Source organism: Paenibacillus sp. DMB20 (assembly GCF_000987955.1).
Taxonomy (GTDB): domain Bacteria; phylum Bacillota; class Bacilli; order Paenibacillales; family Paenibacillaceae; genus Paenibacillus_AQ.
Genome location: NZ_LAZU01000039.1, coordinates 32,721 through 55,365 on the forward strand (window position 1 = coordinate 32,721; position 22,645 = coordinate 55,365).

General features: G+C 51.6%; 24 protein-coding genes and 1 pseudogene. All 25 read left to right on the plus strand.

The genetic code is table 11. The features are described from left to right. The first annotated feature begins 15 nt into the window (after window positions 1–15). The 25 genes and pseudogenes from XI25_RS23300 to XI25_RS23420 all read left to right on the plus strand — a co-directional run bounded on the left by XI25_RS23300 (window position 16) and on the right by XI25_RS23420 (window position 22,610). Window positions 16–1,392 (plus strand): bifunctional folylpolyglutamate synthase/dihydrofolate synthase, encoded by a 1,377-nt coding sequence (locus XI25_RS23300; RefSeq protein ID WP_046680488.1) that lies wholly within the window; start codon window positions 16–18, stop codon window positions 1,390–1,392. 7 nt (window positions 1,393–1,399) lie between these two features. Continuing rightward, a complete protein-coding gene (gene murC / locus XI25_RS23305; RefSeq protein ID WP_046680522.1) occupies window positions 1,400–2,776 on the plus strand; it encodes a UDP-N-acetylmuramate--L-alanine ligase in 1,377 nt (458 codons plus the stop codon). Window positions 2,777–2,993: 217 nt separating this feature from the next. Next, window positions 2,994–4,172 carry an SPOR domain-containing protein gene (locus tag XI25_RS23310; RefSeq protein WP_046680489.1) on the plus strand — a complete coding sequence of 393 codons (1,179 nt, stop codon included), beginning with the start codon at window positions 2,994–2,996 and terminating at the stop codon, window positions 4,170–4,172. Between the two features lie 138 nt (window positions 4,173–4,310). Continuing rightward, window positions 4,311–4,553, plus strand: a complete 243-nt coding sequence (locus XI25_RS23315) for a DUF4321 domain-containing protein (RefSeq protein WP_046680490.1) — start codon at window positions 4,311–4,313, stop codon at window positions 4,551–4,553. A gap of 22 nt (window positions 4,554–4,575) precedes the next feature. Next, window positions 4,576–5,181, plus strand: coding sequence for a Maf family protein (locus XI25_RS23320; RefSeq protein WP_046680491.1), 606 nt, complete (start codon window positions 4,576–4,578; stop codon window positions 5,179–5,181). Window positions 5,182–5,241: 60 nt separating this feature from the next. Then, a complete protein-coding gene (gene radC / locus XI25_RS23325; protein WP_046680492.1) occupies window positions 5,242–5,931 on the plus strand; it encodes a RadC family protein in 690 nt (229 codons plus the stop codon). Between the two features lie 39 nt (window positions 5,932–5,970). Next, window positions 5,971–7,005, plus strand: coding sequence for a rod shape-determining protein (locus XI25_RS23330; RefSeq protein ID WP_046680493.1), 1,035 nt, complete (start codon window positions 5,971–5,973; stop codon window positions 7,003–7,005). Between the two features lie 68 nt (window positions 7,006–7,073). After that, the gene (gene mreC, locus XI25_RS23335; RefSeq protein ID WP_268794557.1) at window positions 7,074–7,937 is read left to right on the plus strand and encodes a rod shape-determining protein MreC; all 864 of its coding nucleotides are present in this window, start codon (window positions 7,074–7,076) and stop codon (window positions 7,935–7,937) included. Then, entirely contained in the window at window positions 7,934–8,461 is a 528-nt protein-coding gene (gene mreD, locus XI25_RS23340; protein ID WP_046680495.1) for a rod shape-determining protein MreD, read from the plus strand. Before mreC ends, mreD begins: the two co-directional genes overlap by 4 nt. An 83-nt stretch (window positions 8,462–8,544) precedes the next feature. Beyond that, window positions 8,545–9,207, plus strand: coding sequence for a septum site-determining protein MinC (minC, locus tag XI25_RS23345; RefSeq protein ID WP_046680496.1), 663 nt, complete (start codon window positions 8,545–8,547; stop codon window positions 9,205–9,207). Between the two features lie 3 nt (window positions 9,208–9,210). Further along, window positions 9,211–10,005 (plus strand): septum site-determining protein MinD, encoded by a 795-nt coding sequence (minD, locus tag XI25_RS23350; RefSeq protein WP_046680497.1) that lies wholly within the window; start codon window positions 9,211–9,213, stop codon window positions 10,003–10,005. Window positions 10,006–10,211: 206 nt separating this feature from the next. Further along, the gene (locus XI25_RS23355) at window positions 10,212–11,102 is read left to right on the plus strand and encodes a peptidoglycan DD-metalloendopeptidase family protein (RefSeq protein WP_046680498.1); all 891 of its coding nucleotides are present in this window, start codon (window positions 10,212–10,214) and stop codon (window positions 11,100–11,102) included. Then, window positions 11,099–11,965, plus strand: coding sequence for a M50 family metallopeptidase (locus tag XI25_RS23360; RefSeq protein WP_046680499.1), 867 nt, complete (start codon window positions 11,099–11,101; stop codon window positions 11,963–11,965). The genes XI25_RS23355 and XI25_RS23360 overlap by 4 nt, the downstream gene beginning before the upstream one ends. Before the next feature lie 109 nt (window positions 11,966–12,074). Next, entirely contained in the window at window positions 12,075–13,301 is a 1,227-nt protein-coding gene (locus XI25_RS23365) for an Rne/Rng family ribonuclease (RefSeq protein ID WP_046680500.1), read from the plus strand. 171 nt (window positions 13,302–13,472) lie between these two features. Continuing rightward, window positions 13,473–13,784, plus strand: a complete 312-nt coding sequence (gene rplU / locus XI25_RS23370; protein ID WP_046680501.1) for a 50S ribosomal protein L21 — start codon at window positions 13,473–13,475, stop codon at window positions 13,782–13,784. Between the two features lie 13 nt (window positions 13,785–13,797). Beyond that, window positions 13,798–14,142: a ribosomal-processing cysteine protease Prp gene (locus XI25_RS23375; RefSeq protein ID WP_046680502.1), complete on the plus strand. Its 345-nt coding sequence runs from the start codon at window positions 13,798–13,800 to the stop codon at window positions 14,140–14,142. A gap of 5 nt (window positions 14,143–14,147) precedes the next feature. After that, window positions 14,148–14,459, plus strand: a complete 312-nt coding sequence (gene rpmA / locus XI25_RS23380) for a 50S ribosomal protein L27 (protein WP_046680503.1) — start codon at window positions 14,148–14,150, stop codon at window positions 14,457–14,459. 278 nt (window positions 14,460–14,737) lie between these two features. Further along, window positions 14,738–15,490 (plus strand): Spo0B domain-containing protein, encoded by a 753-nt coding sequence (locus XI25_RS32440; RefSeq protein WP_046680504.1) that lies wholly within the window; start codon window positions 14,738–14,740, stop codon window positions 15,488–15,490. 13 nt (window positions 15,491–15,503) lie between these two features. Beyond that, window positions 15,504–16,814 carry a GTPase ObgE gene (gene obgE, locus XI25_RS23390; protein WP_046680505.1) on the plus strand — a complete coding sequence of 437 codons (1,311 nt, stop codon included), beginning with the start codon at window positions 15,504–15,506 and terminating at the stop codon, window positions 16,812–16,814. A 144-nt stretch (window positions 16,815–16,958) separates the two neighbouring features. Beyond that, a pseudogene (locus XI25_RS23395) lies at window positions 16,959–18,265 on the plus strand (SPFH domain-containing protein). A gap of 14 nt (window positions 18,266–18,279) precedes the next feature. After that, window positions 18,280–19,032, plus strand: a complete 753-nt coding sequence (locus tag XI25_RS23400; RefSeq protein WP_046680506.1) for a hypothetical protein — start codon at window positions 18,280–18,282, stop codon at window positions 19,030–19,032. Between the two features lie 30 nt (window positions 19,033–19,062). Further along, window positions 19,063–19,716 (plus strand): hypothetical protein, encoded by a 654-nt coding sequence (locus tag XI25_RS23405; protein ID WP_046680507.1) that lies wholly within the window; start codon window positions 19,063–19,065, stop codon window positions 19,714–19,716. 148 nt (window positions 19,717–19,864) lie between these two features. After that, window positions 19,865–20,641 carry a hypothetical protein gene (locus XI25_RS23410; RefSeq protein WP_046680508.1) on the plus strand — a complete coding sequence of 259 codons (777 nt, stop codon included), beginning with the start codon at window positions 19,865–19,867 and terminating at the stop codon, window positions 20,639–20,641. A gap of 186 nt (window positions 20,642–20,827) precedes the next feature. Then, window positions 20,828–21,265: an ACT domain-containing protein gene (locus XI25_RS23415; RefSeq protein ID WP_046680509.1), complete on the plus strand. Its 438-nt coding sequence runs from the start codon at window positions 20,828–20,830 to the stop codon at window positions 21,263–21,265. A 58-nt stretch (window positions 21,266–21,323) separates the two neighbouring features. Next, a complete protein-coding gene (locus XI25_RS23420) occupies window positions 21,324–22,610 on the plus strand; it encodes a homoserine dehydrogenase (RefSeq protein ID WP_046680510.1) in 1,287 nt (428 codons plus the stop codon). The last annotated feature ends 35 nt before the right edge of the window (window positions 22,611–22,645 follow it).

Here is a 22,645-nt window from a genome sequence, read left to right on the forward strand (position 1 = left end):
CTGAAGGTGAGAAGCATGAGTTACCACAACGGGGCCGGCCAGTCGGCCCCTCTTCAAAGTTACGAAGAGGCCGTGGAATGGATTAACGGCCTGATCCCATTCGGTATCCGTCCCGGGCTTGACCGGATCAAGGCACTTATGGAGATGCTGGGCAATCCGGAACGCCGGCTGAAGTTTATTCACGTGGCCGGAACGAACGGCAAGGGCTCGACCTGTGCTTTTCTGACCCGGGTTCTTATACAAAGCGGTTATTCTGTCGGAACCTTCACATCGCCGTATATCACGAAATTCACGAATCGGTTTCAATATAACGGTGAGGATATTCCGGAGGAGACCTTGCTGAGGCTTGCCAATCGCTTGTATCCGCTGGTGCAGGAGATAGCCGGCGGCGAGCTCGGTTCGCCGACGATGTTCGAAGTATCGACGGCCTTGGCGATTTTGTATTACGCCCAGGAAAGCGTACCGGATGTCGTCGTATGGGAGACCGGCCTCGGCGGCAGAATGGACGTGACGAATATCGTTCATCCGGTCGTTTCCGTCATTACCAATGTCGGCATGGACCATACGGACATTTTGGGCGAGACGGTTGCCGAAATCGCCGGGGAGAAGGCTGGCATCATCAAGCCGGGCGTGCCTGTCGTCAGTGCGGTAACCCAGCCGGAAGCGGTGAAGGTTATCAAGGAGGCCGCAGCCCGGAACCGGTCGACGCTGTACCTGGCCGGGGAGCAGTTTTCCTATCGGCGGCTCGGAGGGGACGAAGAGGGGCAGACGTTCTCTTTTTCGGGTCCGTTCCGCGAGGCGGAAATACGCATAGGGCTGCAGGGGGAGCACCAGTGCGCGAATGCCGCCTGCGCCATGATGACGCTTGAGGTGCTTCGGCATTACATGGCGTTTGTTATCGAGAAAGAGGATTTGAATAAGGGCTTTTTGGAAACGCGCTGGGCCGGCAGGCTGGAGCAGGTAGGCTCCTCCCCCCGAATCGTCCTGGACGGGGCCCATAATCCCGAGGGAGCGGAATCCTTGGCCAAAAGCCTCCCGCAAATTTATGAATACCGGAAGCTTAACTTGATGATGGGAATGCTGGCAAATAAGCATCATGAACCGTATTTGAAGCATATACTGCCTATAGTGGATACGCTTATCCTGACCGAACCGGATTTCCGGAGAAAAATGGACGCCAACGCGTTACGGAACATCGTAGAGCAGATAAGGGAGAAATACGCCAAACAAACGCTGCAAATCATCATAGAACCGGATTGGAAAAACGCACTTGAATTGTTGAAGTCACGGACGGAAGCGGAGGATCTTGGGGTGGTGTCGGGCACGTTATATCTGATAGCCGACGTGCGTTCCAGCCTCCTGGGACTTTCCGATGCTGAAAAAGGTTGGTGAAAATCTGTTGAATACTTCAGAACATGTTCATTTTATCGGAATTGGCGGCTATGGAATGAGCGCCATTGCGCGGGTTATGCTGGAAATGGGGTATAAGGTCACGGGTTCTGACGTGGCTTCCCAGGAGTTAACGGAAAAGCTGGCAGCCAAAGGCGCCAAAATATATATTGGCCATACGGCGGAACAGGTGAAGGGAGCGGACCTGGTCGTTTATTCTACCGCATTGTCCAGGGATAATGTGGAACGGCTGGCCGCCGAGGAACTGAACATCCCGGTCCTCCACCGTGCCCAAATGCTTGCAAGACTGCTGAATGAAAGGAAAGGCGTCGCGGTAGCGGGCGCCCACGGAAAAACGACGACATCGTCCATGATCGCTTTGGTTATGGAAGAATGCGGCGTCGACCCTACCTTTATTATCGGCGGAGAAATCATGAATGTGGGCACGAATGCCAAGGCAGGGCAGGGGGATTACGTGGTGGCCGAAGCGGATGAGAGCGACGGCTCGTTCCTTCAGTACCACCCTTGGCTTGGGATCGTCTTAAACATTGAAGCTGACCATCTTGAGAATTATGACGGTGATTTCAACCGGCTTAAATCCGCATACGTGCAATTTTTAAGCCAGATTCGGGAAGACGGAACCGCCGTTGTTTGTGCCGATGACGAGAACATCCGTGCCATCCTGCCGGAGTTGAAAAACAAAGTCACCACGTACGGCATTCATGGAGATGCGGAGTATACCGCCAGTGAGCTGGTGCTTGGAGACCGGCATGTTTCCTTTACGATGTCGCGCGACGGGCAGGCACTCGGAAAGGTCGAGCTGTCCGTGCCCGGGAAGCATAATGTGTATAATGCCATGGCTACGGTAATCGCCTGTATGAAGGCAGGAGTGCCATTCGAGGATATAACCAAGGCCATCTTTAAATTCAATGGAGCCAAGCGCCGATTTCAAGTGCTTGGAGAGATTGATGATATACTCGTCATCGATGACTACGCCCATCATCCTACCGAGATCGAGGCTACGGTCAGTGCCGCTAAAGCAACAGGGAAGCGGATCATTGCCGTGTTCCAGCCTCAGCGCTATTCCAGAACGTTTTTCCTGCTGGACGCGTTCAGCCGTGCTTTCGGCGGAGCCGACGAGGTGATCATTACCGATATTTATTCCCCTGCCGGCGAAAAACAGATCGAAGGCGTCAGCTCCGCCAAGCTGGTCGAACTGATTATCCGCAACAGCAATGCGGGGGCCCGTTACCTGCCGACCAAAGAGGACGTCTTGAACGATCTCAGAGGACGGGTTCAACCGGGCGATCTGGTCTTGACCATGGGAGCCGGAGATATTTGGAAGGTCGGAGCGTCTCTGGCCGACTCCCTCAAAGGCGGCAAATAATTTACGCCGATGTTGATCCTGCTTGAATATTCGTTATAATCGAACCACCCGCGATCCTTGAACTCTTCAGGGAGCCGGGTGGTTTTTTTGCGAAAAACGCCTTCATCTTCTTATAGGACGGAGGAGTTTTTGCTTGTTTGTCAGCTTCCGTTCATAACTTGTCTGCGTCCTACATATAGGTAGTTGTAGAAGAGGAACGAGCGAGGTGGACGGACGGATGAACAAGGCACGAATGACGATCAGGTTTGATCAAGAGGACGACCGCTTGAATGAAGAGTTCAGGCCATATCGGCATGACCGCAGAGGCGGAGGAAGTTTGGCAGAGGAGCACAGGCGGCTGCTTCATACCGAGGAGCCGGATGACGGCCAAGCGGAAGGAGAGATAGTCAGGGGTCCTCTCATCGTCGATCCGGAAAAAATGGATAGGGGAATTTACGCGAAAACGGATGTTTGGTACGAGCCTTCTCCTGAATCGGAGGATAGAATAGATTACCTTGAACCCAGTAATATGGAAGGCGGGGGTTACGCTGTCCGGGAGGATTACGGGTACTACCGGTCGCGCCGTCCGACCTCGGTATGGAAGCTGGCCGGTTCGATCACGGCTGCCGTTTTAACCGGACTGCTGTTTGGAACGATTGTGCTCAACATGTTTAACGGAGGAACTTCAAACAAGGAAGTCTTGCCGGAAAAAAGCGGTCCGGATCAAACGGCCGCTTTGGCTGGCGAAAACGATAGCGGAACGGACGGAGCTGCTCCGGCTGCGGGCGGGGCCTCGATCGCGGTGTCGATTCCCGAAAAGACCTTTTACCTGCTACAATACGGAGTGTTCAGCACTGGGGAGCGCGCCGAACAGGCCAAGGGAGAGTTGACGCAATCAGGTCTTGCGGCTTACGGCGATACATCCATGGATAACCGGGTATATGCAGGTGTTTCGCCCGACAGGGAGCAGGCTAAGCTCCTCAGCAGCCAGCTCAAGGACGAGGGCGTTGAGCTGTATGTACGGGAAGTGACGATGCCTGGAGCGCAATCGGCCATTTTTGCAGGGGATGCGGCAGCACTGGACATTTTTTTCGAGGTGAGCGGCGGACTGGCATCACAGCTCAGCTTGTTATCCTCGTCTTTGCTCAGCATGGAAAGTCCGGGCCCCGTGAACGGGGAATCGATGAAAGCTATCACCGGTCTTCATTTGCAGTGGATAGAGGCAATCAAGCTGGTCTCTTTGGGACTGGGTCCCGAGGCAGGGACTGAACTTAAAAACATGGAGCAGAGCATGAACAGTTCCGTGACGGCCCTTTCGGAATACAACAAAAATCGGGCCAAGGGGCATTTGTGGGAAATTCAAGCGGGCATGATGAACTATATCATGAGTCAAAGAAAGCTTGTAGAAGCTTTATAAATGCTGCAACCGATTACGATTTGCAAAATCCGGCAGGCGAACTGGAAATAGTTCCCCCTGCCGGATTTCTGTTTGTATTGCTTACCGATACACCGTATAATAATGAGGGTGTCAAAAAATGGCGAGGGAAGAGGACGGATGAAGAAAAACGCAGGAGTGCTTTTTTTGTTTATACTGCTGGGGTGGCTGACCGGAACGTGGATCGCAAAACTGCTGCTGCCTGTCAAAGCTCTGTCTTTTCTGACCGCTTCGACAATAATCAAGTGGTCGCCCGAAGCACAATTGGACATCATAAACTATGACATTAACATTGAAATCAAGCTTTGCCTGCTGGGTTTGATCGGCATGATCACAGCGGTCTGGCTGTACCGCAGGCTCTGACTACAAAAGGAGACATACCCTCGTGAAAGAAAAGGCATCGCGATACATTATACTGGCGTCTACATCCCCGCGGCGCCAAGAGCTGATAGCATCGCTGCGGATCCCGTTCGAGATCATGGGAAGCGATGCCGATGAGGACACGCCTTTCGGGTGGAGTCCCGATATGATTGTCGAAACCCTGTCGCTAAGAAAGGCGGATGCTGTCTACCGCAAGCTTTCCGAAGCAAGCGGGAGCGCGGTCATTGTAGGGAGTGACACGATTGTCGTTCTCGAGGGTGATATACTTGGCAAACCGGCGGACGAACAAGATGCCGTAAGAATGCTATCGGGTTTGCAGGGACGCACCCATAAAGTGTACACCGGGGTAGCCTGCGTGGATGCGGAGACGGGACGCAGCATCGTCCGCCACCGGGTAACTTCCGTTCGCATGAAGCCGTTAAGCGAAGAAGAGATCGTTTCCTACGTGCGCAGCGGGGAGCCCGCCGACAAAGCCGGCGCGTATGCTATTCAGGGCCTTGGAGCCACCATTGTGGACAGCATCGAGGGTGATTATTTTAACGTTGTAGGCCTTCCCCTGTCCCTTCTAAGCGATATGCTGGAAGAGATGGGAATAACGGTGTTGGGTTAATTTCAGTTGTTCGGCAGGATTGGCAGAGTATGATTTAAGTCTAAGGAAAGAGGGGAAACTATGGAGTCGCCCGCATTTTTGCTGCGCGACATCCCCCATGAAGAACGACCTAGAGAGCGCATGATGTCATATGGGGCGAGCGCTTTGAGCCACGCTGAGCTTCTGGCGATACTGCTTAGGACGGGAACCCGTCAGGAGTCTGCGGTCCATGTGGCACAGCGAATTCTGAAACAGATCGGGAGCATCCGCCATCTGGTCGATCTCAGCATTGAGGAATTGACGCAAATCAAGGGAATAGGAACCGCCAAGGCCGTTCAGCTTAAGGCGGGAATCGAACTTGGACGGCGGCTCGCCAGTTCGAGGCATATGGAGCCGGTCATCATACGCAGCCCTCACGACGCGGCCGAGTTGCTGAGCGAACAGCTGCGTTATCTCCAGAAGGAGCACTTTGTTTGCTTGTTTTTAAACACTAAAAATCACGTCATAGCCCAAGAAACGCTTTCCATGGGAAGCTTAAACGCCTCCATCGTTCATCCCCGCGAGGTGTTTAGAGCCGCTATCAAATGCAGCAGTGCGTCATTGGTATGTGCACATAACCATCCGAGCGGCGATCCTACACCAAGTCCCGAAGACATATCCCTGACCTCACGATTGGTAGAAGCCGGGAGTATTATCGGAATTGATGTTTTGGACCATTTGATCATTGGAGACGGAACGTTTGTAAGTTTGAAGGAACGGGGCCTGATGTAATATAATAGTTCAGATTGAGGAAGAAAGGGAGATTGCAGCATGTTAGGTGGTTTCACGAAAGATTTGGGAATTGATTTGGGGACGGCGAATACACTTGTTTATGTCCGTGGAAAAGGAATCGTGGTCAGAGAGCCTTCCGTGGTAGCTTTGCGTACGGATACCAAAACGATTGAGGCGGTTGGCGAATCCGCCAAGAAGATGATTGGGCGCACACCGGGCAATATCCGCGCTATCCGTCCGATGAAAGACGGCGTTATCGCCGATTTTGATACGACGGCAACCATGATCAAGTATTTTCTCCGCCAGGCGCAAAAGCAGCGCTCGCTGTTTCCGCGCCATCCCAACGTGATGGTATGCGTGCCTTCCGGCATTACGGCGGTTGAGCAGCGCGCGGTAGAAGACGCTACGAAGCAAGCGGGTGCCCGCGAAGCTTATACGATTGAAGAGCCTTTTGCCGCAGCGATCGGTGCGGACCTTCCGGTATGGGAGCCGACAGGCAGCATGGTCGTCGATATCGGCGGCGGCACGACGGAAGTTGCCGTTATTTCGCTAGGCGGCATTGTTACCAGCCGTTCCGTGCGCGTTGCGGGCGACGAGATGGACGATTCCATTATTTCTTACATCAAGCGCCAGTATAACCTCATGATCGGGGAGCGTACCGCGGAGCAGCTTAAGATGGAGGTCGGTTCGGCCATGCCTCTGGAAACGGTGGAAACGATGGAAATTCGCGGACGTGACCTCGTAACGGGGCTGCCGAAGACCATCTCGATTACATCGGATGAAATCAGCGAAGCTCTGGCCGATACGATTAACGCGATCGTGGATGCCGTGAAAGTTACGCTTGAGAAGTGCCCGCCGGAGCTGGCCGCAGACATTATGGACCGCGGTATCGTGCTTACGGGCGGAGGCGCGCTGCTCCGCAATCTGGACAAGCTGCTCGCCGAGGAAACCGGCATGCCTGTCATCGTGGCGGAGAATCCGCTGGATTGCGTAGCGATCGGTACGGGAAAAGCGCTCGATAATATTCACCTGTTTAAATCCCGCAGCAGCTCTGCCGTCCGTTCCAAACGGTAGTGTGAACTTATGTGTGTCAACCCCTGGTAAGTGGGAGAGAAAACAGTAACGTTAGAGGGTGTTGAAAACTGTTTAAGCTGCTAGGCAACAAGCGTCTGTTTATTATGCTGATCGGGCTTGTCACGTTCATTGCTCTTATGGGCTTCACGCTAGGGCCAAGGATGGGGTTGACTTGGCCCGAGAAGTTCGTGAGGGATACGGTAGGTTTTGTGCAAGGCGTATTTTACAAGCCCGCTGCTTATATAGCGGGCTTCTTTGAAGATGTACGCGACATGAAGGAAGTTTACGCGGAGAACGAGCGCCTGAAAAAAACGGTAGCCCAGTACGTCCGCGAAAGCGCGGAGTACCATCGCATCAAGAACGAGAACATCGATTACATGAACATGCTGAGATTTACGGAAGCCCAGAAGAAGAGATTCGACTATGATTATCGCCCGGCCAACGTGCTAAGTGTGAACCAGGATCCGAACAATCATACGCTGGTGATCGATCTGGGAGCCGAGGAAGGTGTTCGCATGAACATGTCCGTAACCTCTGTGGAGGGGATGGTCGGCGTCATCAGCCATGTCGGCAATTTTACCTCGACCGTCAAATTGCTGACGACGCTTGACCCGCAGGACGCGAAACGCCAGCAGATCGCCGCCACGGCCTCGAACAAGGATACCTTCGGCATCATCGAAAGTTATGACAAGAAGACAAAGATGCTGAAAATGACCCGTATTCCGCAGGATGATAAGATTAAAGAGGGAGACCTCATCATTTCCTCGGGCAACGGAGGCGTCATTCCGCGCGGCATGATCATAGGAACGGTCGAAAAGGTCGAAACCGGCGAATTCGGACTCACCAAAACGGCTACGATCAAACCGTCGGCCAGCTTTCAGGATTGGAAAACGCTTCTGGTCGTGTTCACGCCGGAGGAGCCCAAGGGATGAAACGTCATCAGGTATTGATTCTGCTGTTGTTTTTGGTGTTCATTTTGCAGGGGACCGTCGGCTTTTGGCTGACGCCAAGCTCGCTGCAGGGAAAAATCAATCCCAACTTCATGTACGTGGCCATTTTGTTTGCGACGATTTATCATCACCGCCATACGGGGCTGGTTCTGGGGCTCGTATTCGGAATGCTTCACGACGTGGTATATTATGGAGAGATGATCGGAACTTATTCATTTACGATGGGAGTATCGGCTTATATTATCGGACTCTTGTTCAAGACGCCGAGAGCGCCGCTGCCGATCATGATGACGGCGGTGATTCTGGGCAGCCTGCTGCTTGACAGCATGCTGTTCGGAATATACAAGCTGTTCCGGATAAACCCGGATTCGTATAACTGGGCCCTGCTGAATCATATGCTGCCCGATCTCCTTATTCATTTTGCGTTTGCCTTGATTATTTATGTCCCTCTTCGAAAGCAATTCGATTTCATCGCCAAAGGGCCGAAGAGAAGCAAGGCAGCCTGATCCGTAAATCTGACATTTTAGGAAGACCAGCAGGAACTATAGGGTTAGGGCGCGAAATGTATGAAGATGGGAGGGACAGGCTTATGGCTGTAAAATCCAATCATGTAACGATTAAGGGCATCAAAGATGGCCTGGTATTCCTGCTTGACGATCAATGCGAATTGGAAGAATTGCTGACCGAACTTCGGTACAAGCTTGAGCATAGCCATCAAAATATTTTGACCGGTCCCATCATCCATGTGGATATAAAGTTGGGGAACCGCCGCATCACGGAAGAGCAAAAGCAATCCATCCTTGATATTTTGAAGCAAAAGGGGAATCTGCTTATTCGTACGGTGGAATCGCCTCCGCTGGAGCCGGAGCCCGAGCCGGAGTACGGACCTGCCGTGAAGACAGGAATGGTTCGTTCCGGGCAGGTGTTGCATCATGCGGGCGATTTATTGTTCCTGGGAGATGTCAATCCGGGCGGCACCATTACGGCGACCGGCGACATCTACATACTGGGTGCCCTCCGGGGAACGGCTCATGCAGGCGTAGAAGGCAACGAGAACGCTATTATAGCGGCATCCTACCTGGCTCCCACCCAGCTGCGCATCTCCGATATGATCAGCAGACCGCCGGATGAGTGGGAAACGCGCGAGACGATCATGGAATTTGCTTATTTGCAGGACGGAAGCATGAAAATAGACAAGATCAGCAACATCGTTCGTTTGGGCCGGGATTTTAATGTGTTTAAAGGGGTGTAGAACATGGGAGAGGCAATCGTCGTAACATCAGGCAAAGGCGGAGTCGGAAAAACGACTACCTCCGCGAACATCGGCACGGCCCTGGCACTGCTGGGCAAAAAAGTGTGTCTGGTGGACACCGATATCGGTCTTCGAAATCTCGACGTCGTCATGGGTCTCGAAAATCGGATCATATACGATTTGTGCGATGTCGCGGAAGGGCGCTGCCGTCTCAATCAGGCGCTGATCAAGGATAAGCGCTTTGACGAGCTGTATATGCTGCCTGCAGCCCAGACGAAGGACAAAAACGCCGTTTCACCGGATCAGGTGAAGGACATCATCCTGGAATTGAAGAAGGAATACGAGTACATCATCATCGATTGCCCGGCAGGGATCGAGCAGGGATTCAAAAACGCTATTGCCGGAGCCGATAAGGCCATTGTCGTAACCACTCCGGAAAACGCGGCCGTGCGCGATGCCGACCGCATTATCGGGCTTTTGGAAAGCTCCCATGTGGAATCGCCCAAGCTTGTGGTCAATCGGATCCGACCGAACATGGTGAAATCGGGCGATATGCTCGAAATCGAGGATGTGCTCCAAGTGCTGAACATTGATCTTATCGGAATCGTTCCGGACGACGAGTTGGTCATTAAAGCCGCGAATGTCGGGGAGCCGACGGTCATGAACCCCGATTCTTCGGCCGCCATCGCTTATCGGAATATCGCTCGCCGCATTCTTGGAGACACGGTTCCTTTGATGCAGATTCATCAGAAAAAAGGAATGTTTACGCGCTTTAAGAAATTTTTCGGAATGGGTTAATGCAATCATCCTTCGTTTACTTTGCCGATGCGCTTGTCCCGCATCGGTTTTTTTGTTCCATTAACAGCATTATCCGAGTTGTCGGATACTTCAATCCGGCCCGAATCCGAGGATAACGTCTGCTCCCGTGAGCAAAAGGGGCTTGTTCTAAACCGGTTTGCTCTTCTCATAGGATAGAGTAAAACAAGCCCCAAGGGGAGAAAGCATTGGACATCAAATCCTCGGTTAAACATAGGAGACAAGTTCGAATCAAGGAAATTTTGGAGAAAAGAGCACCTGGAGAGAACCTTGAATTTCAAACTCATAAACCGGCAGTCAAGAATGGAAAGGTATTCGATGATATACAGCAACCGCGACTTTCTAAGCCGGATACCGACACGCTTCCACCGGAAATGGAGCCCGACCCGGAAAAGTTGTGGAAGCAGGGTTACCGCGGCTGGTATGACGCATCGCCGGATGCGCCGCCTCCTCGGAAGAAATTTTCTTTTGTCGGCAGCATGCTGCGAAGGATTACCGTTAGTGCGCTGCTATTCGGGGCGGTATGGGGAATTTTTTCGATACAGGAGCCTTGGGCGGTTCGGGCTCAGCTCTATATCATGGACAGCTTGAGCCGGGAAATGGATTTTCAGGCGGCCCAAACCTGGTATGAGGAGCATTTCGGCGGGGCCCCGTCTTTTATCCCGATTTTTGGACAAAGCGAGCAGGACACGACCAAGGTCAACGGTTCGGTATCATTGACGCCGCCGTTGAACGGCCGCATCGTGCAATCCTTTGCCATGGATATGAAAGGCATTCTGATCGTGCCTAAAGAGGATTCGCAGTCCTCGCCGGAGGTCAAGAGCGTTGAAACAGGCCGGGTTCTGGAAGTAAAAAAACTACAGGATTCCACGTTTTCGGTACTGATCCAGCATACGGGCAGGCGAACCGCGCTGTACAGCGGACTTGCCGCTTCGGCTCTGAAGGTGAATGATTGGGTGCAGGGAGGGGATGTCGTCGGAACCTTGCCCGCGGAATCCGGCGGGGAGCAACCGGCGCTTTACTTTATGTTAAAAGAAGGCGATCGCACGGTGGATCCTGCGGATGTGATCTCGTTTTGATCAGCGTCCGGGGCACGGTTCTTTCGCTGCACCCTCTTTTTGTCATCGTCATGCTGGCGTCCGTAATTACCGGCCGTTTCTTGGAACTGCTCACTTTGTTTGGGATCGTGTTCATCCACGAGCTGGGTCATGCGGGGGCGGCTCTGGCTATGGGCTTCAAGGTAAGATCCATCCAGATGCTGCCGTTTGGCGGAGTGGCCGTCATCGAGGATGTTGAAGGACGTTTGAATGCGGTTAGGGAAATCGTGATTGCCTTGGCCGGGCCGCTGCAAAACGCGATCATGATCGGCGCTGCCTTAACGTGCCAGAGCGCCGGCTTGGGGGACGGGCCGTTTTTGTCGTACATTATTCAGGGCAACCTGATCATCGCCTTGTTCAACTTGCTGCCGATTCTGCCTTTGGATGGGGGGAAGGTACTGCAGGCTTTAGTCAGCCTGTTTGTTCCGTATCATGCAACTTTGCTGTGGACCGCCAGAGCCGGTCTGGCATGCAGCCTTCTTCTGCTCGGATATGGACTGTGGCCCTTGCTGAGCGGGGAAGGGCTTAGGCTCAACCTGCTTATGATCGGATTGTTTTTGGCTTATTCGAATTTTGAGGATCACCGCAACGTTCCTTACCGCTTTTTGAGATTTTTGGTGACCCGAAGCCGGATGTTTGAGGATCATGAGCTTAGGACAGCTGGGGCGCAGCCGATTGTTGCGGATTCCTCGAAACCTTTGCATGAGATTTTGCGTTTATTTAAAAGAGAGAAATATCATTTGATCTATGTCATGAATCGCCAGGGAGGCCTGATGGCCGTCGTACCGGAGCAGCATGTGATAGCTTCGTACTTTGCATCCGGCGGGACCCCGTGGTATCCGTAAATAGCGTGAAGGAAACAATGTGGAAAAAAATGGCGTTTTAGTGCCCCCTTAAGGGCGACTTCGTGATAGGATGGTACAATGGAGTAGTCTTCCATGGAGAGGTGAAGCCATGAAACAATTAATCGTACACTGTGAACCGGAAACCATCCAGATGGCCCTCATTGAAGATGACAGGCTTGTGGAATATGCGGCTGAGCGAAGCCGGGAGCAAAGCATCGTCGGCAGTTTTTATAAAGGGAAAGTTGTAAACGTGCTTCCGGGGATGCAGGCCGCTTTCGTCGATATTGGTCTGAAAAAGAATGCTTTCTTGTATGTGGACGATGTTCTGCATCCCCACCTTGAAAAACAGCCCAAGCAAAAACCTTCCATAACCGAACTGTTGTCCGTCGGTCAGGAGCTGGTGGTACAGGTCATGAAGGAAGCGAGGGGCGGAAAAGGCGCCAGGGTTACAACGCATTTTTCGCTGCCGGGAAGGTTTATCGTGTTTATGCCGAACTCCGATTACGTTGCGGTATCCAAGAAGATAGCCAAGGAAGCGGAACGTTTGCGGCTTAAGATGATCGGGGAGCGTCTGAGGCACGGGGAAGAAGGCATTATCATGCGTACGGTGTCCGAAGAGGAGCCGGTCGAAGCCGTTTTAGGCGACCTGGAATGGTTGAGGCTGGAGTGGGGGCGGATTCAGGAACGTGCCGCCGAAGCCTCTTCTCCCGCTTTATTGCATCGGGATCTGGGGATTTTGCAGCGGTTTATCCGGGATGCTTTCGATCCCGATCGGGACGAGATGATTATCGACTGCGAGCGTGACGCCCGTGAAGCGAAAAGCTATCTGGCTGATCTGATGCCGGGAAGCAATCCCAAGGTCCGGGTTTATGAGGGCAAGGGGCATATTTTTCAGTCATACGGGATCGAGGATCAGCTGAAAGCGGGTTTTTCCAGACAAATTATCCTGCCTGGCGGGGGAACCATCGTGGTCGATCAGACGGAGGCCCTTACGGTTATCGATGTGAATACCGCAAAGTATACAGGCGGGGACAGCTTTGAAGACACGGTTACCAAAACGAATCTGCTGGCCGCCCGGGAAATAGCGCGCATCATTCGTCTACGGGACATCGGCGGCATGATTATCGTTGATTTTATCGACATGGAGGAAGAGGAACACCGGCGCGAGGTCATCGCCGTAATGGAAGAAGGCATGCGCAAAGACCGGACGAAGAGCTTTGTGGTCGGCTGGACCAAGCTGGGGCTTTTGGAGATGACGCGCAAAAAAGCCCGGGAAAGCTTCCTGGCCCCGTTTTCCCGAATATGTAAGGCTTGCGGCGGGACAGGCATGGTTTAAACGGTAATTCTATTGACGCTATGAACGGATTGTGGTATTATCATCAGGTATGTGTATAGCGAGCAATTGCTGCACATGCTGTAACCGCTCCGATCGGGTTGACAAGGACGGTCAAACCATTGAACGGACACCTGAATCAGGCGAGTCTGAGACATGAGGAGGTGCAAGCAAATGTACGCTATTATCGAAACTGGTGGCAAACAATACAAAGTTCAAGAGGGCGATGTATTGTTCATCGAGAAGCTGAACGCAGGTGACGGGGAAAGTGTGACTTTCGACCGTGTACTGGCTGTTTCCAAAGGGGACGGACTGGTAGCAGGTACGCCGGTTGTTTCCGGTGCATCCGTAACCGCGAAGGTAGAGAAACACGGCAAAGGCCGCAAGGTCGTTGTATACAAATACAAGCCGAAGAAAAACTACCACAAGAAGCAAGGCCATCGTCAGCCTTATACAAAAGTAACCATCGAGAAAATCCAAGCGTAAGAAGGTGCGGTAATTGATTACTGTACAAATTTCACGCAAGGAAGACGGACGAATCCATGGTTTTGAAGTCAAGGGGCATGCGGGTTATGCCGACCCTGGACAAGATATCGTATGCGCCGGAGTTTCCAGCGTTACCGTAGGTACGGTGAACTCCATTGAAGCGTTAACCGGTACAATCATGGAGACCCGAATGAAGGGCGGCTTTCTCAGTGCGGTGCTTCCGTCTGAAGAGGAGTCGACGAATTCCGGTCAAGTTCAGCTGCTTCTCGAGTCCATGGTGCTGATGTTGCAAGGAATTGCAGATTCATACCGTGAGTATATTCAAATAAAAGAAATGACTACTAAAAGAAGGAGGTAGACAACATGTTGAAGTTGGATCTTCAGTTATTCGCATCGAAAAAAGGTGTGGGTTCCACAAAGAACGGTCGCGACAGTGAAGCGAAACGTTTGGGCGTGAAACGTGCGGACGGTCAGGTAGTGACCGGCGGCAGCATCCTTGTTCGCCAACGCGGAACGAAAATTCACCCAGGCACAAACGTAGGCATCGGTAAAGACGATACTTTGTTTGCGAAAGTCGATGGCGTCGTGAAATTCGAACGTTGGGGTCGTGATCGCAAGAAAGTGAGCGTCTACCCGGTTGAGGCTGCTCCGGTAGCGGCTGCAGTGGAAGCTTAATTGCTTCTTATAGGGGCTTACAGATAAGAAGTCTCCGGCATTATTAGTTGCCGGGGGCTTCTTTTTTTAAGAGATAAGAAAGGATAAGCTTCGGAGACGCGGCTTCCTTATCTCGCAAGAAAAACTTCTGCTAAATGCGGTCTGTCTTCTGAGAAAGTACGTCGATAGACGTTTTTCTTTAGAGATCCGAGAGTCCGGTGATGAATCCCTGATGAAGACTATGGTATACTTGGGTTTGGCGAATGTAACCAATCGGTATTGAGGAACGGGGAGAAACGATGAATTCCTGGAGATGGATAGCGGCCGGCATAGGTTTGACGGTTCTAATGCCTGCGGCATGGATGTTATGGAATCCCACGCTTGGAGCTGCGGTTGCGGTGGTTGTCTGGTCTGTTGCAGCTGCGCTCTGTTCGGCCTGGCTTGTACGGCACGGGGAAATGCGGAAACAGCATGCGATCCGGCTATACCTGGAAAACAGCCTGGAACAGCGCGCCATTCAGATGCTGAACCACCATCGGCATGATTGGATGAATGAACTTCAGATTTTGTATGGCTATATTCAATTGGGAAAGCATGATAAATCGGTGCATTGTGTGGAAAGAATAAAGGAACGGATGCTTCAGGACAGCAAAATTTCAAAACTGGGCATTCCTTCCCTCGTTTTTTACCTGCATTCCTACCGGACGTACAATACCGGTTTACAGTTGGAAGTGGAAGTGGTGGATCACGTACAGCTCGAAGGCAAGCTGTCCCCCGATATTCAGGAAACGTTAACGGATACCGTCATGGCGGTTTTGAGGGCTTACCAGGACGGAGGAAGTTCATCTTGGGAGGAAGACAGGCAGCTCATTCTTACCTTTATGGAACAAGATGAAGAATTGATTGTTGAATTTGAGGGAGAAGGGGCCTTCGGTGATGCCGACAGCATGAAGCAGCGCATTGAAATGGCTGTCAATAATAAAGAGATTCGGGTGGAGCAGGTGGATACGGGCCATACGACGTACCGTCTGCGCGTACCGTATGTGACTTGAGGAAGGTGAACCCATGTTTGTAGATAAGGCGAAAGTGTATGTAAAAGGCGGAGACGGCGGAGACGGCCTGATTGCGTTCCGGCGGGAGAAATATGTGCCTAACGGCGGACCTGCCGGGGGTGACGGAGGTAAAGGCGGAGACGTGATATTCCGCGTGGACGAGGGACTCCGTACCCTGATGGATTTTCGGTATCAGCGCCATTTCAAAGCCAAGCGCGGGGAAAAGGGCCGGAACAAAAGCCAGCACGGGGCAAACGCCGAGAATATGATTGTCCGGATTCCCCCCGGTACGGTGCTCATCGACGATGACACCGGAGAAGTGATTGCAGACCTGACGAGACACGGGCAGCAGGTTATCGTTGCCCGCGGGGGACGCGGCGGGCGCGGAAACATCCGCTTTGCGACGCCGAACAATCCGGCACCGGAGTTAGCGGAAAACGGAGAAGAAGGCGAAGAGCGTTATGTGACGATGGAGCTTAAGGTCATGGCGGATGTCGGACTTGTCGGATTCCCGAGCGTAGGAAAATCGACGCTTCTTTCCGTTGTTTCCGCAGCCCAACCGAAGATTGGGGCTTACCATTTCACGACGATCACCCCGAATCTGGGAATGGTTGAAGTAGGAGACGACCGAAGTTTCGTGATGGCCGATCTGCCGGGCCTGATTGAAGGAGCGCATGAGGGTGTAGGCCTTGGTCACGAATTCTTGCGGCATGTGGAAAGGACCCGCGTTATCATTCACGTTGTGGATATGGCCGGATCGGAAGGAAGGGATCCGTTTAACGATTGGCAAAAGATCAACGAAGAGCTACGATTGTACAATCCTGTATTGGCAGAGCGTCCTCAAATCGTAGCGGCGAACAAAATGGACATGCCCGAATCCGAGGAGAATCTGCAGGCGTTCCGCGAAAAAGTGAAGGCAGTGAGGCCGGACCTTGAAATCATGCCGATCTCGTCGCTGACGCGTCAAGGCATCCAGGAACTGCTGTACCGTGCCGCGGCAATATTGGATGAAATTCCGGAAGAGATCGCCGTGGAAGATGTGCCGGAAGTGGCCGAGCGCAAAGTGTATAAGTTTGATAAGAAAGATGACAATGCGTTCACCATCAGCAGAGACAATGAAGCTTACGTTGTGCATAGCGAACGGATCGAGCGCATGCTGAAGCGGATGCAAATGAACTCGCACGATGCCATCCTGAAGCTTGCCCGGACGATGCGGCATATGGGCATAGACGACGAGCTTCGCAAACGCGGGGCCACCGATGGAACGATCGTGCGTATCGGGGATTTTGAATTTGAGTTTGTGGAAGGCAGCAGCTACTATTAAGGTCGAAACCGCCGCCCCTGTGATAAGGGGCCGGCGGTTTTTTTAATATTTTCCAACTTTATTACGCCAAATCTCCCAGTTTTCGTATACAATGATATAGTAAATATTACCTGTGTTTGAAAGCGTAAAAGGGAGTGCGTAGACATGGCAATTATTGAGGTTGTGAAATATGACGGTCCTCCGGGCGTATTCGCCTGGCGTTATCCGAATCAGGAGCTGGGCACCTGGACCCAATTGATTGTGAACGAGACACAGGAGGCAGTGCTGTTTAAGGGTGGCCAGGCGCTGGATTCATTTACGGCGGGGCGCATACCTTAAGCACGGCAAATATACCGATATTATCGAATGTGGTGAACCTTCCATTTGGAGGCAAATCGCCTTTTACCGCAGAGGTATGGTTCGTTAATAAACTTCAGTCCCTGGATGTCAAATGGGGAACGAGCTCGCCGCTCCAGCTGCAGGACCCGAAATATAACATCATCGTTTCGTTAAGGGCGTTCGGCCAATTCGGCGTTCAAATCCAGGATTCCCGCAAGTTTTTGCTCAAAATGGTGGGGGCGCTGCAAACCTTCGACCAGGACACGCTGGTCAAATATTTTCGCGGCGTGCTGATGTCCAACATTCACGATATATTATCATCCTATGTCGTTCATAAAAAAATCAGCGTGGTTGAGATCAATGCCTACGTGGTTGAAATTTCCAAACACATTTTTGAGGCGATTGCCCCGGCATTCGAAGAATTCGGGCTTCAGCTGCTGAACTTTTATGTGGATTCCATCAACGTTCCGGATAACGATCCGGCCGTCAAGCGCATCAAAGAGGCGTTAGCCAAAAAAGCGGAGATGGACATCATCGGTTATACATACCACCAGGAGCGTTCGTTCGATACGCTGGAAGGAGCCGCTAAAAACCCCGGAGGAAATTCCTCGCTCGTGGGAGCAGGCCTTGGGGTGGGCATGGGACTCGGCATGGTCAACCCCATGTACGAATCCATGAACCGCATATCCGGGGAAATGACCATTCCGGCAGCCGCGGGCAAGGAGACTCGCCATAAAACCTGCCTGAAATGCGGCACGTTGAACGATGAGAAAGGGCGGTTCTGTTATCAATGCGGTCATAGCCTGGAGGAGCAAAGCCTGCAAGATGCCTCTGCAACCAAATGCAGCGACTGCGGACAACCGCTTCCTCCAAACGCGAAGTTCTGTCTTCATTGCGGGGATCCCTACCATGCCTGCCCGTCCTGCGGACATGACAACGATGACGGTGCCAAAACTTGCGCGGGGTGCGGGAAAGCTTTAGCAATATGTCGGGAATGCGGCGAGTTGCTCAAGGAAGGGGCCAAATTTTGCCCAAGCTGCGGATGCAGCACGGTTCTTTCCTGCAGCCATTGCGGCCATGAAATCGATCCCGGACAAAAATTTTGCATGGAATGCGGACAAAAATTGTTATAAAGCGGGGGAATGCCTTGAACGGTAAAAGAACAATCCAGTTAGGGGTTTTGTTTGCGGGTATGCCGCTCGCCATCATTACCTTGTTATCGTTTGTATTGCTTGGGAGTGGAGGAGGCCACAGGCTTCCCCATGTATGGGTTTCGGGAATGGCTGCGGCTTCGGCCGAAATCATGGTTGTTCTGTATATTTTCAAAACGCTGAATCTTAGAAACGGAAATTCCGCGCCGGTTCCATTCCGGATTGCGACAGCGACGGTGATCGGGATCTATGCCATCACGGCAGGAGCAGAGATCGTATTGTTCGGTTATCTGATGAAAATCACGTTTACGGCTTATCTTGTGATGCAGTTGGCCACGTTCCTGATTGCCGTCTGCATTCTGGGCCTGATCGCGCTGGCCGGGAAATACGCGGGAGCGCACGAGTCTAAGGAAAGCGCTTTGCTCGCCGATCGGAAGGAAACGTTGTCCTGGGTTTCTTCCCTTCGCCATACATACCCCATGAATGACAGATTGGACAGACTGATCCTGGAGCTTGAGGAGGGGATCCGTTACAGCGACCCGATCACGCATTCTTCCTTATCTGCCGTGGAGGACCTGATCCGGCAGAAAATAAGCCTGCTGGAAGACCAGTTAAGGCTTGCCGCGGCGGCAGGGGAAAAGGAAAAAGACGCGTTGGCCGAAGAAGCGGTTTCCATCGTTTTGGACATTCAGGAGACGTTGATGGAACGCAATATGCAGCTCAAGCATTTGAAGGCCGGTGGGAACTAATCGCAATTGTTTTCTAACGGAGGAATAAGCATGGATCAAAGAGCAGCAATGTTAAAAATCGAAAATCATAAACCTTCACTTAATAAACTGGATGCCCTAATCATATTTGGGAATTTTATATTCTGTCCGGTATTTTTTCCGCTGGGCATCCTCCGAGTTATATTTACGCATAGACGAAACAGCCGGAAGGCAATTAATTTCAGATTTATCAATTACCAGCTAGTGGCGATTTTTTTTGCGCTTACCCTTCTTTTGTGGTGGGGAGTTATTGAGAATCCGGAAGTGAAAGAAGACTTTATTCTGGTTATCGTTGTCCTTGGCATTTTCTTCATTATACCAATGCTTGTAATCCAATTATTGGAATGGAGGGCTCGCGATCGTTTTAGAAAACTCATGAGGATATACCATGAAGCTTTGTGTATCTACAATTTGAGGAAAATCGATCGAATTGCAGGCACGGTCGGACAGCCGACCCAGCGTGTTCATGAGGATTTGACGTATATGATGGAGCACCAGCTTCTGCCTGACGGTGACGTTGGGGAGGGCAGCGTGTGGTTCGAACAGGCTCTGGTGGAAGAGGCGGATAACAACGTAATAACCACTGTGGACGACGATGTGAACGTGGCATATAGGGGCACTCAAGCTGCTTCGCCGATGATGAAGCGGCAACTTCAAGCCAACTAAAGTCGGTGGAATGTACCGGCTGCGGCGCCAAAATGACGGTGAGGCCCGGCGAATCCAAGGAATGCGAGTACTGCGGCGTGGTTTTGAATTATGCTTAACCGTGAGCGGGAGTTCCAAACAATTGAATACTCTGAGGCGGGATAAGTAAATGAATGAAACAGTCATTGATCATCGCAGGTATATGAAAGCCATGGCTTATAGGGATGATTGTATCTTTGTGGGTATGTTTTTGTTTTTTCCTTTATTCGTTGTTATAAGTTTGATTCATGCCGTGAAGAGTTATCCGCTTAATTATCGTAAAAGCAAAAACTACAGACGACTTGCTTGGCAAATCGTCATCATCTTTATAGTAATTTTGGTATTTAAGGCGGGAAACGAAGTAGAAATCGGCCCAACCTTCCAATTTCTAGTCAATAATTATGGCTTGTTTTTTGTTGTACCGTTTATTGTTTTGTTAACGATCAGCGTTTATGAACATAAGAAGTTTTTGGATCTTAAAGCACATTATAAGAAAATGGTGCTGGAAGACGGTATAGCCGATATAAACGAGATTGCCCGTATTACCGGTCATTCCCCCTTAGTCGTCAAATGCGATTTGCAGTACATGATCGATTCCTGCTCCTTGGATGGAGTCTATATAGACGGGGATTCCCTGATTTTTGACAATGACGAAGAGGATGAAGGCTGCGATTGCGGCGAGGATGAGTACTGCGAGTACTGCGCGGATGAAGGCTGCGATTGCGGTGAAGATGAGTACTGCGAATATTGCGCGGATGAAGAGGATTGGGAATCGGATAAGGCAGAGGCAGAAAATGTTCAGCTTCCAAAAGACATGGAGTGTCACGGATGCGGGGCCAGGATAAGAATCAATCCCCGTCAAACCAAGGAATGCGACTATTGCGGAAGTATCGTATATTATACATAGGTCAGTTTTAAATGGAGTTATTATCAAGGGGCTATTTCCACAAGTAGATTTTTTCTACTTCGGGATGGCCTCCTTTTCTTTTTTCGATAATGTTTGCAAAATAGACTTCAATGTATTGCCCTCAAGCTGGTTATCCAGTATAATGTCCACTATACGAAAACACGAGTCTTTGAGGAGAGGACGATTGTGAAGGAAAGGTATTACTTGGTCCGCGAGGACATTTTACCTGAAGCCGTGGTCAAGACGATGCAGGTAAAGAGGCTTCTGGCGTCCGGAGACGTAAAGACCGTACATGAGGCCGTGGAAATGGTGGGATTAAGCCGAAGCGCTTTTTACAAATACAAGGACGGCATCCATCCGATCAACCAGTTGGACAGGGATGAGATCGTGACGATTTCCATCGACATGGAGCACCGTTCCGGAATGCTGTCCGAAGTACTGGGGCTTGTGGCCGGAGAAGGAGGCAACGTCCTTACGATCCACCAGAGCATTCCGCTGCAGGGAATCGCCAATGTCGTCATTTCCGTCGAGGTCTCCCGTTTGAACGAAGAACTTGATGACCTGCTTGTAGGCATGCGGCGGATGACAGGCGTAAGAAGGGTCCAAATGATTGGGCAAGGCTGAAAGAAGCATAATGAACAAAAAACAGATAAGTGGATGAGCACAGGAGGGGTTGTACGAGATGAAGCCGGTTAAAGTGGGATTGTTGGGATTAGGGACTGTGGGAACGGGCGTGGTCCGTATCGTGGAAGGACATCAGGAGGATTTGAGCAGCCAGGTAGGCTCGCCGATCATCATCGAGAAAATTGCCGTGAAAAACAAAGAAAAAGAACGGAGCGTGTCCGTTGACGGCGGGAAGATGACCGATGATCCATGGGAAGTGATCCGGGATCCCGAAATTGATGTCGTCGTTGAAGTGATGGGCGGCATAGAACAGACGAAGGAGTACATTCTGGAAGCGCTGGACCGTGGAAAACATATCGTAACGGCGAATAAAGATCTGATGGCGCTGCATGGGGCCGAAATTCTGGCGAAGGCCCAGGAGAAGCAGTGCGACGTGTTTTACGAGGCGAGCGTTGCCGGCGGCATACCGATTATCCGCACCCTGATCGAGGGTTTCTCGTCCGACCGGATCATGAAAATCATGGGGATCGTAAATGGAACGACTAACTTCATTTTGACTAAAATGAGTCAGGAAGGCGCTTCTTACGGGGACGTCCTGGCTGAAGCCCAGGAGCTTGGCTACGCCGAAGCGGATCCGACCTCGGATGTGGAGGGACTGGACGCCGCCCGCAAAATGGCTATTTTGGGGACGCTGGGCTTCCGAACAAACGTTGAGCTCAAAGATGTCAGCGTGAAGGGGATCTCCCAGGTTTCCAAGGAAGACATTTTGTATGCCAAAAGGCTTGGCTACGAAATGAAGCTGCTTGGCATCGCCGACCGGCAGGATGAGCAGGTAAGCATCAGCGTACAGCCGACCATGGTCCGCACGAGCCACCCGATCGCAGCCGTCAATGGCGTATTCAACGCGGTATACGTATACGGGGAAGCGGTAGGCGAGACGATGTTCTATGGTCCGGGCGCCGGTGAAATGCCGACGGCCACTTCCGTGGTAGCCGATTTGGTGGCGGTCATCAAAAACCTGAAACTGGGTGTTAACGGCTTAAAGGCCATCGTTCCTTATAAAGTGAAGAAGCTGAAGACCGACGACCAGATTATGTCGAAAAACTTTATTTTGCTGCATGTAGACGATAAAGCCGGGGTGCTTGCGCAAATTACCCAAGTGTTTGCGGAATACGGCGTTAGCCTGGAATCCGTGGTACAGCAGCCGAACGAACAAAACCCCGACGCCGAAATTATCATCGTTACGCATAATGCAAGCAAGGCAAGCATGGACAAGGTGCTGGATCATTTCGAGGGCCTTGAGGTTATACGCCGGATCAAGAGCGTCTACCGGGTTGAAGGTTAAGCGAGTTTCATCGTAAACGAAAGTTCTGTCCTTAT

Bases quoted from the DNA above. Each gene is read 5' to 3' on its own strand.
- XI25_RS23300 (WP_046680488.1), top strand. From the start codon at position 16: ATGAGTTACCACAACGGGGCCGGCCAGTCGGCCCCTCTTCAAAGTTAC.
- XI25_RS23310 (WP_046680489.1), top strand. From the start codon at position 2,994: ATGAACAAGGCACGAATGACGATCAGGTTTGATCAAGAGGACGACCGC.
- XI25_RS23315 (WP_046680490.1), top strand. From the start codon at position 4,311: ATGAAGAAAAACGCAGGAGTGCTTTTTTTGTTTATACTGCTGGGGTGG.
- radC (WP_046680492.1), top strand. From the start codon at position 5,242: ATGGAGTCGCCCGCATTTTTGCTGCGCGACATCCCCCATGAAGAACGA.
- XI25_RS23330 (WP_046680493.1), top strand. From the start codon at position 5,971: ATGTTAGGTGGTTTCACGAAAGATTTGGGAATTGATTTGGGGACGGCG.
- mreD (WP_046680495.1), top strand. From the start codon at position 7,934: ATGAAACGTCATCAGGTATTGATTCTGCTGTTGTTTTTGGTGTTCATT.
- minC (WP_046680496.1), top strand. From the start codon at position 8,545: ATGGCTGTAAAATCCAATCATGTAACGATTAAGGGCATCAAAGATGGC.
- minD (WP_046680497.1), top strand. From the start codon at position 9,211: ATGGGAGAGGCAATCGTCGTAACATCAGGCAAAGGCGGAGTCGGAAAA.
- XI25_RS23365 (WP_046680500.1), top strand. From the start codon at position 12,075: ATGAAACAATTAATCGTACACTGTGAACCGGAAACCATCCAGATGGCC.
- rplU (WP_046680501.1), top strand. From the start codon at position 13,473: ATGTACGCTATTATCGAAACTGGTGGCAAACAATACAAAGTTCAAGAG.
- rpmA (WP_046680503.1), top strand. From the start codon at position 14,148: ATGTTGAAGTTGGATCTTCAGTTATTCGCATCGAAAAAAGGTGTGGGT.
- XI25_RS32440 (WP_046680504.1), top strand. From the start codon at position 14,738: ATGAATTCCTGGAGATGGATAGCGGCCGGCATAGGTTTGACGGTTCTA.
- obgE (WP_046680505.1), top strand. From the start codon at position 15,504: ATGTTTGTAGATAAGGCGAAAGTGTATGTAAAAGGCGGAGACGGCGGA.
- XI25_RS23405 (WP_046680507.1), top strand. From the start codon at position 19,063: ATGGATCAAAGAGCAGCAATGTTAAAAATCGAAAATCATAAACCTTCA.
- XI25_RS23410 (WP_046680508.1), top strand. From the start codon at position 19,865: ATGAATGAAACAGTCATTGATCATCGCAGGTATATGAAAGCCATGGCT.
- XI25_RS23420 (WP_046680510.1), top strand. From the start codon at position 21,324: ATGAAGCCGGTTAAAGTGGGATTGTTGGGATTAGGGACTGTGGGAACG.